At 73.7% G+C, this 11,629-nt stretch carries 17 protein-coding genes; 13 read left to right on the forward strand and 4 right to left on the reverse strand.

The annotated features are described in order from the left end of the window. Window positions 1-135 precede the first annotated feature (135 nt). The gene (locus MF672_RS32895) at window positions 136-684 is read left to right on the forward strand and encodes a copper chaperone PCu(A)C (RefSeq protein ID WP_242378608.1); all 549 of its coding nucleotides are present in this window, start codon (window positions 136-138) and stop codon (window positions 682-684) included. Window positions 685-734: 50 nt separating this feature from the next. Here the strand turns inward: MF672_RS32895 and MF672_RS32900 are convergent, their stop codons facing one another. Then, window positions 735-1,526, reverse strand: coding sequence for a CPBP family intramembrane glutamic endopeptidase (locus MF672_RS32900; RefSeq protein WP_242378609.1), 792 nt, complete (start codon window positions 1,524-1,526; stop codon window positions 735-737). On the opposite strand from MF672_RS32900, the gene MF672_RS32905 reads away from it, so the two are divergent. Beyond that, window positions 1,525-2,376 (forward strand): TetR/AcrR family transcriptional regulator, encoded by an 852-nt coding sequence (locus tag MF672_RS32905; RefSeq protein WP_242378610.1) that lies wholly within the window; start codon window positions 1,525-1,527, stop codon window positions 2,374-2,376. The two genes, MF672_RS32900 and MF672_RS32905, sit on opposite strands and share 2 nt — an antisense overlap. A 28-nt stretch (window positions 2,377-2,404) precedes the next feature. Here the strand turns inward: MF672_RS32905 and MF672_RS32910 are convergent, their stop codons facing one another. Beyond that, entirely contained in the window at window positions 2,405-4,126 is a 1,722-nt protein-coding gene (locus MF672_RS32910; protein ID WP_242378612.1) for a polysaccharide deacetylase family protein, read from the reverse strand. Between the two features lie 263 nt (window positions 4,127-4,389). Between MF672_RS32910 and MF672_RS32915 the strand changes: the two genes are divergently transcribed. The 5 genes from MF672_RS32915 (at window position 4,390) to MF672_RS32935 (ending at window position 7,306) form a co-directional block, all read left to right on the forward strand. Continuing rightward, window positions 4,390-5,022, forward strand: a complete 633-nt coding sequence (locus tag MF672_RS32915; RefSeq protein ID WP_242378613.1) for a TetR/AcrR family transcriptional regulator — start codon at window positions 4,390-4,392, stop codon at window positions 5,020-5,022. A 2-nt stretch (window positions 5,023-5,024) separates the two neighbouring features. Continuing rightward, window positions 5,025-5,462 (forward strand): acyl-CoA thioesterase, encoded by a 438-nt coding sequence (locus MF672_RS32920; protein WP_242378614.1) that lies wholly within the window; start codon window positions 5,025-5,027, stop codon window positions 5,460-5,462. After that, complete coding sequence (locus MF672_RS32925; protein ID WP_242378615.1) at window positions 5,456-5,830, forward strand: antibiotic biosynthesis monooxygenase family protein; 375 nt, start codon at window positions 5,456-5,458, stop codon at window positions 5,828-5,830. Before MF672_RS32920 ends, MF672_RS32925 begins: the two co-directional genes overlap by 7 nt. 42 nt (window positions 5,831-5,872) lie before the next feature. Further along, window positions 5,873-7,045, forward strand: a complete 1,173-nt coding sequence (locus MF672_RS32930) for an alpha-hydroxy-acid oxidizing protein (RefSeq protein WP_242378616.1) — start codon at window positions 5,873-5,875, stop codon at window positions 7,043-7,045. Window positions 7,046-7,120: 75 nt separating this feature from the next. Next, window positions 7,121-7,306 carry a hypothetical protein gene (locus MF672_RS32935; RefSeq protein ID WP_242378617.1) on the forward strand — a complete coding sequence of 62 codons (186 nt, stop codon included), beginning with the start codon at window positions 7,121-7,123 and terminating at the stop codon, window positions 7,304-7,306. 9 nt (window positions 7,307-7,315) lie between these two features. Here the strand turns inward: MF672_RS32935 and MF672_RS32940 are convergent, their stop codons facing one another. Then, window positions 7,316-7,567 (reverse strand): hypothetical protein, encoded by a 252-nt coding sequence (locus MF672_RS32940; RefSeq protein ID WP_242378618.1) that lies wholly within the window; start codon window positions 7,565-7,567, stop codon window positions 7,316-7,318. 513 nt (window positions 7,568-8,080) lie between these two features. Here MF672_RS32940 and MF672_RS32945 point away from each other — a divergent pair. The 4 genes from MF672_RS32945 (at window position 8,081) to MF672_RS52530 (ending at window position 9,731) form a co-directional block, all read left to right on the forward strand. Then, window positions 8,081-8,605 (forward strand): RNA polymerase sigma factor, encoded by a 525-nt coding sequence (locus tag MF672_RS32945; RefSeq protein ID WP_242378619.1) that lies wholly within the window; start codon window positions 8,081-8,083, stop codon window positions 8,603-8,605. Continuing rightward, on the forward strand, window positions 8,602-9,084 hold the full coding sequence (locus tag MF672_RS32950; protein ID WP_242378620.1) for a hypothetical protein: 483 nt from the start codon (window positions 8,602-8,604) through the stop codon (window positions 9,082-9,084). Before MF672_RS32945 ends, MF672_RS32950 begins: the two co-directional genes overlap by 4 nt. Before the next feature lie 99 nt (window positions 9,085-9,183). Next, the gene (locus MF672_RS32955; RefSeq protein WP_247815529.1) at window positions 9,184-9,561 is read left to right on the forward strand and encodes an ATP-binding cassette domain-containing protein; all 378 of its coding nucleotides are present in this window, start codon (window positions 9,184-9,186) and stop codon (window positions 9,559-9,561) included. Further along, window positions 9,456-9,731: an ABC-2 membrane transporter-related protein gene (locus MF672_RS52530; RefSeq protein ID WP_507161384.1), complete on the forward strand. Its 276-nt coding sequence runs from the start codon at window positions 9,456-9,458 to the stop codon at window positions 9,729-9,731. The genes MF672_RS32955 and MF672_RS52530 overlap by 106 nt, the downstream gene beginning before the upstream one ends. Window positions 9,732-9,743: 12 nt before the next feature. Here the strand turns inward: MF672_RS52530 and MF672_RS32960 are convergent, their stop codons facing one another. Beyond that, window positions 9,744-10,409 carry a TetR/AcrR family transcriptional regulator gene (locus MF672_RS32960; protein ID WP_242378621.1) on the reverse strand — a complete coding sequence of 222 codons (666 nt, stop codon included), beginning with the start codon at window positions 10,407-10,409 and terminating at the stop codon, window positions 9,744-9,746. 116 nt (window positions 10,410-10,525) lie between these two features. Here MF672_RS32960 and MF672_RS32965 point away from each other — a divergent pair, with 116 nt between their 5' ends. Both MF672_RS32965 and MF672_RS32970 read left to right on the forward strand, forming a co-directional pair. Continuing rightward, window positions 10,526-11,137 (forward strand): SRPBCC family protein, encoded by a 612-nt coding sequence (locus MF672_RS32965; protein WP_242378622.1) that lies wholly within the window; start codon window positions 10,526-10,528, stop codon window positions 11,135-11,137. 110 nt (window positions 11,138-11,247) lie between these two features. Next, the gene (locus tag MF672_RS32970) at window positions 11,248-11,487 is read left to right on the forward strand and encodes a hypothetical protein (RefSeq protein ID WP_242378623.1); all 240 of its coding nucleotides are present in this window, start codon (window positions 11,248-11,250) and stop codon (window positions 11,485-11,487) included. Window positions 11,488-11,629 lie beyond the last annotated feature (142 nt).

Raw genomic sequence — 11,629 nt, forward strand, 5'->3', positions numbered from 1 at the left:
TGGCGCAGCGAACGGCGGGGCGCTGATCCAGCGCCCCGGGACAGCCCGTTCGCGGCGCACGGGTCCATCCCGCGCGGGCCGCGGCTCTCACCACGGCTGACCTGAATACCCCGCGCGGCACACGGGAAGCGCGATATGAGGACATCATCCTGGACGGCCGGCGCCCTGCTCCGGCTCCTCCTGGCCGGCTGCCTGCTGGCGACGGTCTCCGCCTGCAACCCCGGTGAACGGCAGTCGCCCGTTCCCCGGTCCACCCGCAACCGGGAGGGCCTGGTCGACGGGCATGCCGGTCCGGTGCGGCTGCTGCACGTGCAGATCCTGGCCCCGCCCATGGACGAGCAGAAGGCCGGCGACGACCTCGGCCTCTACCTGACGCTGGTCAACGACAGCGATCAGGCGCAGCGGCTCGAAGGGGTCAGCACCGCGCACGCCGCCCGGGTCGTCTACCGCGCGACCCCCTCCGCGCAGCGGCAGGCGGTCGCCGTGCCGATCCCGGCCGGCGCGACGCTGTCGATGCAGCAGGGGCAGAACCGCCCGCACCTGGAGCTGGTCGACATCGTCCGGCCGCTCGGGGCCACGCCCATCGACGTCACCTTCCGCCTGACCACCGGCACGACCACGCTCCGCGTCCCCGTGCTGCCGCTCTCCCGGGGGGCCGAGCCGCCCACGCCGAGCCCGAGCTGACGGGGGAGGAGCCGGCGCGGGCGCGTTCCTGGGCGGCTTCCCGCAGGCGTTCAGCCACCAGGGGGCGCCGCCACAGGGGTGCGCCGGTCCACGACGAGGACGAGCACGGCCACGCCCGCCGTCAGCGCCGACACCAGCGCCACGGGGAAGTGCGACCCGGCCACCGGGAACAACTGCCACGCCAGGTTGGACGTCATGTGGAACAGCGCCATGGCGAACACGCTGCCGCCCATGTGCCCGAACAGCCACACCATGACGACGCGGCTCGCGACGGTGCCCAGCGACCACCAGGCGATCCACGACAGCGGGCGGCCCACCTGGAGCAACGCCGTCCAGTGCCAGACCGCCCAGACCGCCCCCAGGATCAGGCCCGCCCACGCCACGCCGTACCGGGCCCGCAGGGGCTCGGTGGCGTAGCCGGACCAGCCCAGCTCCTCCAGCAGCGCGCCCGCGAGGAACCCGGCGGCCAGCAGCGCGGTCGAGGTCACGGAGACGCGGGCGTCCGGGAGTGTGGCCCCGGACAGGCGCAGCAGCGCGTAGGACACGACCACCACGGCCGGGTACAGCAGCAGCGCCGGCACGAACCACGCCTTCCGGCGCACCCGCCCGGCGTCGAAGGCCCGCCGCGCCAGCGCCCGCACCCCCGCCGCCCCGTCGGTGCGGAAGGCGAGGACGAACGCGGCCAGGGCCGGGCAGACCACGGCGAGCCCCGTCAGCGGCACGCCCGGCACGAGCTCCGCCTCGGCCACGAACCCCGCCACCGCGAACGGGACGGTGAACACGAACACCAGCAGGACGAAGACCCAGACGCGCTGGACGGTACATGAGATATCATGTCTCATGACCCCAAGCTACTCTCCCGGCGACGGCCCGTCGAGGCCCGGCGGCCCCGCCCGGCGCCGCCCCCGGCTCACCGACGAGGAGACGGCGCGCCGGATGCTCGACACCGCCCTGGCGATGGTCCACCGCGACGGCCTGACCGTGGGGCTCGACCACCTCGGCTTCGAGGACGTCATCCGCGACGCCGGCGTGTCCAGGGCCGCCGTCTACCGCCGCTGGCCGTACAAGGACCTGTTCTTCGGCGACCTGCTGCGCGAGCTGGCCGGCGGCGCCGCGCCCGCCGCCGCGCCGGCCCTGGAGACCACCCGTGAGGTGCTGGACGCCGTCCTCGCCGCCCACGCCGGCGACCTGGCCACCCCGGAGGGCCGCCACGACCTGGTCACCGAGCTGCTGCGGGCGACCGCGGTCAGCGACTTCGAGGCGGTGCACGGCTCGCCCGAGTGGCGCACCTACCTGGCGCTGCAGGCCACGTTCCTGAGCCTGCCGGAAGGGGACCTGCGCGCCGACGTGCAGGCCGCGCTGGCCCGCTCCGAGCAGCGGTTCGTGGAGCGCGTGGCGCGCGGCTGGGAGGCGGTGGCGACGGCGCTCGGCTACCGGCCGCGGCCCGGCACCGGCTTCCCCGTGATCGCGACGCTGGCCTGCGCGGCGATGCGCGGCCTGGTGCTCATGACGCTGTCCGACCCCGGCCTGCTCGACCGGCGCGTGCCCGCCAACCCCACCGCGGCGAGCGCCGCCGCCGACTGGTCCCTGCTCGGCCTGGCCGCCGCCGCCCTCGCGGTCGCCTACCTCGAACCCGACCCGGACGTCACCTGGGACGAGGCGCGGCTGGCGGCCCTCACGCGGACCTCGTAGCGGCGGGGGACGGCGCCGGACGGTGCCGTCACCACCGGATGGGCAGCGTCCTGAGGTGACGGCCGAGCGCGTTCGCCAGGAGCCGGTGGTCGTGCAGCGACGGGTGCCAGTCGCAGCCGAGCAGGTCGAGCCCGAGGGCGTCGTTGTCGTAGTGGAGCGCCGACACGCGGGTGTCGCCCTGGCTGTTGCGCTCCCGGACGACCTGCTGGACGGAGTCCGCCAGCGGGGTGCCGGACATCGTCGGGTAGGTCAGCACGAGGAACGTCCCGGGGCCGTACCGGAGGCGGAGCTTGGCCAGGAAGCCCAGGTAGGCGGCCCGGAAGTCGGCGGCGAGCGCCGCGGTGCCGGCCCACGGCTCGCCGGGGTTGAGCGGGGTGGAGAAGTCGTTGATGCCGAGGCCGACCACGACGACCTGCGGCCGCCAGGTTCGCGGTGGCTGCCAGGCCGCGGTGCCGGCCGCCTGGAGGGTGCGGTCGTAGTACGTGCGGAAGTCGGTGCCGGGGCTGCTGCCGTTGTAGTTGCGCACCATGCCCATCCCGGACCAGGCCGTGAGCTGGTGGTCGGCGTTGAGCGCGCGGGCGGTGCGGGCGCCGAAGGTCTGGTCGGCGTCGGAGTTGGGGTTGATCCCGCCGGTCGCGGAGCAGTCGCGGCTGGTCGACATGTTGCCGTAGCCGGCGGTCCAGGAGTCGCCGATGAACTCGATCTGCCGGGCGCGGGCGGCGGGCGGGGCGAGGACGCGGCCACCGGGCGCGGCGACGAACCCGCCGAACTCGCCGGGCGTCCACGGGCTCTCGGTCCGCTTGACGAGGCGCACGGTGTGCACGCCGCCGCCGAGGCCGGTCACCCAGTGCGTGGTCCTGCCGGGGGTCCGCAGCGTGACGGGGGCGCCGCCGTCGATCTGGACGTCGTAGTCGTTGGCGGCGTCGTTCAGCTCGATCCCGACCCCGGTGCCCTGGAAGCGGCCCTCGAACGTGATGCCCGGCCAGGTGTAGCGCACGCTGTCGCCCAGGTCCTCGACCCGGCCGGCGGTGCGGGCGCGGGCCGGCGTGTCGCCGGGGGCGACCGCCCGGCCGGTGACCGGCGAGATCCGTCCGGCGCACAGGCCGCGCCCGCGCAGGTCGGCGGCGATCCGCGGGATGGCCTGGACGGTGTTCGCGGGCCAGTCGTGCATGAGGATCACGTCGCCGGGCCGCAGCTCCCTGGCCTTGGCCGCGATCTGGTCGGCGGTGGCGTTGTTCCAGTCCTGGGAGTCCACGTCGGCGTTGATCTCGGTGAGGCCGTGCCGGAGCTCCACCGCGCGCAGCCCGTCGTCGGTCTCCAGGTAGGGCGGGCGGAAGAGGCGGGGGGCGGCCCCGGTGACCCGCGCGAGGACGTCCTGGGTGCGGGAGATCTGCGCGTCCTGCTGTTCGGCGGTGAGCTGGGTCATGTGGGGGTGGTCCCAGGTGTGGTCGCCGATCCACATGCCGGCCGCGACCTGCTGTCTGGTCAGGTCCGGGTTCGCCGCCACGTTCTGGCCGACGTTGAACATGGTGGCCCGCAGCCCGGCGGTCCTGAGGGCGGCCAGCAGGGCGGGGGTGTTGCCGGGGGTGGGCCCGTCGTCGAAGGTCAGCCCCACGTAGCCGGAGCAGGCGTGGGCGGGGCCGCCGCCGCCCGCCGCCGCAGGCGCCGCCGGCGCGACCAGGCCCGCCGCGACGAGAGCGGCCACGACGAGAGCCGCGCCGCGGGTTCTCCACCACCGTAAGACGTGCACCTGTCCACTCCTTTGCCGATCGGGACGAACGAAGGGGAACGCCTGCCGCCCGGCCCGGTTCGCACCGGATCGCGGCGATGGGGACGTTAAGGTGCCGGACCGCGCTCACGGCCGCGGACGGGCAGGAGTGCGGCGAACGGTCGCCGGCGCTCTGCGAACGGTCGATCCGCGCGCCGCGTCCGTGAAACTTACCCGCGCCCCGCCGCCTCGGCGCCCTGGCCCTCGAATTGAAAAACGACCGGTCGTTCAGATAGATTGCCGGCATGACGAACGACGGCCGGCGGCTGCGCGGCATGCGCAGCCGCGAGGCGATACTGGAGCAGGCGGTCGGCCTGGCCTCGGTCGACGGGCTCGACGGGCTCTCCCTGGGGCGGCTGGCGAGCGCGACCGGCATCAGCAAGTCCGGGTTCTTCGCCCACTGGGCAGGCAAGGAGCAGTTGCAGCTCGACGCCGTCGACTGGGCGGCCCGCCAGTGGCGCGAGCATGTGGTGGCGCCCGCCCTGGAGGCCCCGGCGGGGGTGCGGCGGCTGTTCGCGCTGCACGAGGCGCGGCTGCGGTTCTACGCCGGCGGCGTCCTGCCCGGCGGCTGCTTCTTCTTCACCGTGCAGGCCGAGTTCGACGACCGCCCCGGGCCCGTGCACGACCGCGTCGCCCGTGCCATGACCGAGTGGCAGGCGTTCATCCAGCGGCAGGTGCGCGAGGCGGTCACCCTGGGCGAGCTGGCCCCGGAGACCGACCCGGCGCAGCTCGCGTACGAGATCGACGCGCTCGGCGAGATGGTGATCATCCACTCCCGCCTGCACGACGGCGCGGACTCCCTCGGGCACGCCCGCCGCGCGGTCCTGCAGCGCCTGCGCGCCCTCTGCCCCGACCCCACGCTGCTCCCGGAGGACTGACCATGACGGAAGACGGCGTGTACGAGCCGGTCCAGGTGCACTTCGACGACCTCGACGCCATGGGCCTGCTGCACAACTCCCGCTACGCCTTGCTGGTGGAGCGGGCGATCGGCGCCTACTGGCAGCGGCTCGGCTGGTCGGCCGACCCGGGCCGGTCGGCGTTCAAGGACGTGCTGCTGGCCGTCCGCGAGTTCAAGGTCACCTACCACGCGCCCATCACGGAGGCGGGCGCGCCGGTGGTGCACTTCTGGATGGAGCGGATGGGCCGCACCAGCGGCGTCTACGGCTTCCGGGTCCTGTCCGCCGACCGGGCCGTGGTGCACGCCGACGGCTACCGCGTCAACGTCAACCTGGACCCGGCCACGCTGCGTCCCGAGCCGTTCAGCGCCGAGCTGCGGGCCGCCGCCGGGCCGCTGCTCCGCGCGCCGCTGCCGTGCTGAGGTCCCGCTGGTTCCCCGGCCCGGACGCGGACGCGCCCGGCCCGCTGGTCGCCGCGCTGACCGACTACCGGGCGCACCGGCTCCTCGACCTGCCCGGCATCGCCCGCCACGGGCTGGCGCTGAGCCGCCTGTGGCCGGCCCTGCCGGGCGCGGTCGGCATGTGGCTCTGGGCCGACCTGCGGGGCCGCCGGGCCGGGTCGCTGTCGGTGTGGCGGAGCGAGGACGACCTGCGCGCGTTCGTGCGGTTGCCCGAGCACGTGCGGATCATTGGCGCCTACCGGCACCGCGGCACGCTCCGCTCCCGCAGCTGGGCGGTCGGCGGCCTGACGGACGTGCGCCTCGGGGATGCGTTCCCGCCGCGGCGGTAACATCCGTCCGGGCAGCGGGAAAGCCGGGAAGAAGGAGCGAACGTGCCGAACCACGGTGACTTCCAGTTCGGGATCTACCTGGACGGGCTGTCCGGCACGCGCCCGGAGCTGCCGATGACGTACGCCGAGCTCGCCCGCCGCGCCGAGCGGGTGATGTCCGAGCAGGTGTGGAGCTACGTCGAGGGCGGCGCCGGGTCGGAGGGCACCCAGCGGGGCAACGTCGCGGCGTTCGACCGGTGGGGGCTGGTCCCGCGGATGCTCGCCGGCGCGGCCGAGCGCGACCTGTCGGTCGAGCTGTTCGGCGCCCGGCTGCCCACGCCGCTCCTGCTGGCCCCGGTCGGGGTCATCGGCATCTGCGCCGAGGACGGCCACGGCGACCTGGCGACGGCCCGCGCGGCCGCCGCCACCGGGGTGCCGATGATCGCCTCCACCCTCACCCAGGACCCGATGGAGGACGTCGCCGCCCAGCTCGGCGCCACCCCCGGCTGGTTCCAGCTCTACCCGCCGAACGACCGCGAGCTGACCGAGAGCTTCGTGCGCCGGGCCGAGAAGGCGGGCTTCTCAGCCATCGTGGTCACGCTCGACACGCTGACGCTCGGCTGGCGGCCACGGGACCTGGCGATCGCCAGCTTCCCGCAGCTGCGCGGCCTGTGCCTGGCCAACTACTTCACCGACCCGGTCTTCCGGGCCCGGCTGGCCGCGCCGCCGGAGGAGGACCCGCAGGCCGCGGCCGGGCTGTGGGCGATGCTGTTCGGCAACCAGCGGCTGTCCTGGGACGACCTGCCGTGGCTGCGTTCGCTGACCTCGCTGCCACTGCTGCTGAAGGGCGTCTGCCACCCCGACGACGCGCGCCGCGCCGTCGACGCCGGGGTGGACGGGATCTACTGCTCCAACCACGGCGGCCGGCAGGCCGACGGCGGGCTGCCCGCGCTCGACTGCCTGCCCGGCGTGGCCGACGCCGTCGGCGCGCACGTGCCGGTGATCTTCGACTCCGGCGTGCGCAGCGGCGTGCACGTGCTCAAGGCGCTGGCCCTCGGCGCCTCCGCCGTCGCCGTCGGCCGTCCCTACGCCTACGGCCTGGCGGTCGGCGGCCAGGCGGGCATCGAACACGTCCTCCGGTGCCTGCTCGCCGAGGCCGACCTGACGATGGCCATCGACGGCTACCCCCGGATCGCCGACCTGGGCCGCGACGCCCTGCGGCCGGTCGCCCGCTGACCCGCGGCGGCGGGCGGCGGCGGGGCATGGGACCGGCCGCCTCGGGTAGCGGGCGGGTCGCACGAGAGGAGCACCATGTCCCAGCCTGACGAGACGGCACCCCTGGCGGATCGGCGCGACCCGGCGGAGGACCACGAGGAGCCGGACTTCGCCGAGGAGTTCACCCCCTCGCCGACCGACCCCGCCAACCAGCCGGAGGACGACCCCGACGAGCGGGTGTACGGGCAGGACGAGGGCTACGACAAGCCCACCGACGGCTGAGCCCGGGGGTCACTCCACGTACGCCCACATGTCATAGGTGACGTAGCCCGGGTAGGTCTGCGGGTAGTGCTGGCTGCACCACCACACCCCCCAGCGCCCGGTCTCCTGCCCGGCCCGGCCGAAGGCGATGCAGGTGTCGTAGGGGAGCTGGCTGTAGACGATCTGGAGCGTGGGCGAGGCGTGCGCCGGCGCGCCGACGGCCAGGACGGACGTCAGGGCGGCGACCGTGACGAGTGCTGCGGAGACGATTCTGCGACGCACCGGTTCTCCCTCGTGTGGGGTGGCGTTGTGACGGGCGATCACGGTGGAATTGCACGACGCGGCCCGCCGCGTCCGCAAGATCGGGCGTCGCGCCGCCCCGGCGACCAGGAGCGATGCCGCGGGCGTGATGAAAGGTTCATGGGCGTCGCTCACAGCGGGGTGCGCAGGAACCGCTGGTTCGTGCCGCCGTGGCAGGTGTACTGGATGCCGGCGGCCAGGTTGCCGGTGGAGCGGTCGCGTGCCGGGCCTGGCCGGGCTGCCGGCCGGTGGCGGCGGAGGTCGGTATGAAGTACACGTCGCCGCGCTTGGACAGGGCGGGCGCCTCCCGGTGGTCGCCGGCCCACACCCGCGCCAGCGCCGTCAGTTTTCACAGTCCCCAGATTGCTGATCGGCTCGGCGTCAGCCGCGCCACGATCTCTCGGCACCTGGATCGCAGCTTGCTCCATAAGTGATCCGGGAACGGTGAACCTTCTCGGCCTCTCGCCCGACTGTCCAGGATGACGGGAGGACGAGATGACCGATGAGCTGCTGGTGGTGCGCGCTCAGCTGGGAGAGCGCGCGGCGCTGGCCGAACTGCTGGCTCGGTGGCGGACACCGGTGTGGATCTATGTGTGCCGCATGCTGGATGCCGACCGGGCCGACGACGTGACGCAGGAGATCTGGCTGGCCGTCGTCCGCGGCCTGCCCCGGCTCAGGGAGCCCGGCCGGTTCGCGCCGTGGCTGTTCACGATCGCCCGGCGGTCGGTCACCGACCGGCTGCGCGGCGAGTACGCCCAGGCGGAGAAAACGTCCGGATTCGGCGACACGGTCGTCGAGGACCCGGCTGAGGCCATGGTGGATCGTGCCGCGCTCGTGAGCGTGCTGTCAGCTCTGCCGGTGCTGGAGCGGGAGATCCTCGTCCTGTTCTACCTGGAGGACCTGCCGGTGGAGGAGTGCGCCGACATCTGCCGGATCCCGGCCGGAACGGTCAAGTCCCGGCTCAACCGCGCCCGTCGTCTGCTGCGTGAACACCTGGAGGAGAAGGGATACCGGCCATGACGGACGAACCGCGCCTGTCGGCGCAGGACATGATCGAGCACCTGGGTCCGGTGCTGTCGCGGAGAGTACGGATCCGGGCGGTGACGACACTGCTGACCGGTGGAGCCGGCGCGGTGTTCGTGGGCACGTTGTGGTGGTCGGAGCCAGGGCCGCTGCCCGGGCGCACGCATTTGGCGTTCGCGTTGTGCACCGTGTTCTGCCTGGCCTGGGCAGGCTACGGCGGGTGGTTGCTGACGCGCCGGGTTCCGCTGTTCGCCACTGATCGGGTGATCGCCGCCTGGATCGGCCTGGCCGCCTCGCTGGCCACCACGGCACTCGTGACCGTCGTGGCGGTGCAGCGTGGCACCGGGGCGGGGCTCGCCCTGGCGGTCGGGGGCCTGTTCGTCGCGGTGGCCCTGGCACTGGTGCTGCGCGCCCATGCCCGCCGCGCAGCGCTGTTGCGCCGCATGCGCGAGCTGACCGGCCGGGAAGAGCAGTGAACGCGCTGCGGACCAGCGGCCTGGGCAAGCGTTACCGGCAGCGGCGGGCGCTGCGCGAGACCACCATCACGGGGCCACCATCACGGGGCCACCATCGCGGTGCCCGCCGGGGCCAGGGCCGCGTTGGCCGGGCCGAACGGGGCAGGCAAGTCCACGCTGCTGAACCTGGTCTCCGGCCTGCCGACGCCCACCGCGGGACGGGCGGAGGTCTTCGGCCGTCCGCTGGAGACGGCCGCGGTCGCGTTCGTCGCCCAGGACAAGCCGCTGTGTCTGCTGTACGGTGCCGCCGCCACGGTCGAGCGGCTGGAGCCGGACCTGACCGGGCTCACCTTCCGACTGGCGGGATCTCTGGCCGGCGCGATCTGCCTGATCTGGGCGCTCCCCTCATCGCCCGGGAGTTCGAAGCTGGTCCCTGCAAGCTCGCCTGGACCCAGAGCCTGTCGCGGGGCCGCCGGCCGGCCGCCGTTCTCGCCGTGACGGCGGCCGGCGCCCTGGCCGCCACCGCCGCCCTCGCTGCGGTGCTGACCTGGTCCCTGCCGGACAGCGCGGTTGATCCGATGGCGTGGCCGTACTACGAAAGCCAACGCCCGGCCCCTTATGGCAGGTCGCTGTTCGCACTGGCACTCGGCACGGTCACCAGGGCGTGAAGAGCCTGCCGGTCACCTGGGGCGCGTGACCGCTGGTCCCAGCAGGGCTCGCAACTCGTCGGCGATCAGCAGGTCGGGGTCGATCTTCATGCCGGCGAAGTGGCCCGCGAGTTCCAGTGACAGCACGCCGTGCAGCCGGGTCCAGAACGACAGCGCCCGATGCAGCGTCGTGACCGGCGCCGGGTGCCCGAAGGCCCAGTCGCGGTGCGTGGCCAGATGGGTGTCGAACGGTGTCGCCGGCCCGCTCGCCGGCACCGCCCCGCACACCTCCAGCAGCACCGTCATCACCTCGAACGAGATCCGCACGGTGTCGTCCGGCGCGTGGTAGCCGGGGACGGGCGTGCCGTAGATGAGGAAGTACCGCTGGGGGTCGCTGCGCGCCCACTTGCGGATCGTGCGGGCCAGTCCGATCAGGTCGGCGCCGGAGTCGGCCGCCGCCCGTACCTCGTCGGCGAGGCTGCGGTAGGCGTCGCGGATGAGCGCGGTGATCAGCTCGTCGCGGCTGGCGAAGTACCGGTACAAGGCGGGGCCGCTCATCCCCACCTGCTTGGCGATCGCGTTGAGCGAGAGGGCGGCGACGCCCGCCGTGGCGATCTGCTCCCACGCGTGCCGCTTGATCTCCGCGCGCACCTGAGCCCGGTAGCGCTCGCGCGGGCTCTGCCCACCGCGGTCTGTCATCGGCCAGCTCCTTCCTCGTCGCTGGTTAGAGCTTCTCACGTTTCTTATTGACCTTCACTTCTGCGGCGTTATAGCTTCTAACTATCGCAAATGATACTCACTTCTGGGAGAACTTCATGCCGAAGACCCGCCTCCTCGCCGTCCCCCTGGCCGCGGCACTCCTCGCCGCCGGCGCCGGCGCCGCCGACGCCGTCACCCTCGACCGGACGAGCTCGGTGACCTGCCGCGGCAAGGGCATCGACCCCCGCGCCAAGCTGCACCACCGCACCCAGATCCTCATCAAGGCCCCGCTGCGCACCGTCTGGAACCTGCATGCCGACGTCGAACGCTGGCCGTCCTGGCAGGAGCCCGTCACCAGCGCCAAGCGGCTCGACCGGGGCCCGCTGCGCAAGGGCTCGAAGTTCCGCTGGACCACGCCGGCGCCCGCCACACCCGCGACCCCCGCCACCACCCTGGTCATCACCTCCACCGTCAAGGACCTCAAGCGGGGCGCCTGCATCCGCTGGAGCGGCCCGGCCGTCGGCGAGGGGCTGCGCATCGACCAGGGCGTGCACGTCTGGAACTTCACCGAGGTCAAGGGCGGGGTCCTGGTGCGTACCGAGGAGAGCTGGACCGGCAGCCAGATCGAGGCCGACCCGCAGACCTCCATCAAGTACCTCGCCCCCGGCCTCGACCTCTGGCTGACCGCCCTCAAGTCCGCCGCCGAAGCCCGCTCCGGCCGGAAGTGATCATGAAGCCCGCCATCCGCCCTTCCCTGCCCGCCCTCATCGCCGCCTAGACCGCACCGGTCCTCGTCCTCGGCGGCTTCGCCCTGCTCTCCGGCATCCCCATCGCCATCGTGCTGATCGCCACCCTGCGTGATGCCCGCTTGCGCGCCCTGCGCTGGGGGAGCGGGGCGCTCGTCGCCGCCTACGCCATCCCGGTGGCGTTCTGGCAGCTGGGGCCGAGCGACGCGCCGAGCCTGACCAAGTACATGAACCCCGCCGTCACCGCGATCCTCATCGCCGCCGGCGTGGCCGTCGCCCTCGCCTTCCACGTCCAGCGCAGGCGCGCCGCGGCGCAGCCCACGGCCGACTGACGCCAGCCACACCCCGGAGCGGGCGGGCGGATGCCGAAGGCTCCGTGCGGACCCGTGCGAGTTTCGCGCGACGGGAGGACGGGGGCTGCGCGCAAGGCTAAATACTGAGCGTTGCCGAACGTGCGGCGTCCGCCAGAAGGCG

The organism is Actinomadura luzonensis, from assembly GCF_022664455.2.
GTDB lineage: Bacteria > Actinomycetota > Actinomycetes > Streptosporangiales > Streptosporangiaceae > Nonomuraea > Nonomuraea luzonensis.

Coding starts and splice junctions, on each gene's coding strand:
- MF672_RS32965 (WP_242378622.1), top strand. CDS start 10,526: ATGCCGAAGACCCGCCTCCTCGCCGTCCCCCTGGCCGCGGCACTCCTC.
- MF672_RS32915 (WP_242378613.1), top strand. CDS start 4,390: ATGACGAACGACGGCCGGCGGCTGCGCGGCATGCGCAGCCGCGAGGCG.
- MF672_RS32950 (WP_242378620.1), top strand. CDS start 8,602: ATGACGGACGAACCGCGCCTGTCGGCGCAGGACATGATCGAGCACCTG.
- MF672_RS32960 (WP_242378621.1), bottom strand. CDS start 10,409: ATGACAGACCGCGGTGGGCAGAGCCCGCGCGAGCGCTACCGGGCTCAG.
- MF672_RS32935 (WP_242378617.1), top strand. CDS start 7,121: ATGTCCCAGCCTGACGAGACGGCACCCCTGGCGGATCGGCGCGACCCG.
- MF672_RS32895 (WP_242378608.1), top strand. CDS start 136: ATGAGGACATCATCCTGGACGGCCGGCGCCCTGCTCCGGCTCCTCCTG.
- MF672_RS32905 (WP_242378610.1), top strand. CDS start 1,525: ATGACCCCAAGCTACTCTCCCGGCGACGGCCCGTCGAGGCCCGGCGGC.
- MF672_RS32945 (WP_242378619.1), top strand. CDS start 8,081: ATGACCGATGAGCTGCTGGTGGTGCGCGCTCAGCTGGGAGAGCGCGCG.
- MF672_RS32900 (WP_242378609.1), bottom strand. CDS start 1,526: ATGAGACATGATATCTCATGTACCGTCCAGCGCGTCTGGGTCTTCGTC.
- MF672_RS32920 (WP_242378614.1), top strand. CDS start 5,025: ATGACGGAAGACGGCGTGTACGAGCCGGTCCAGGTGCACTTCGACGAC.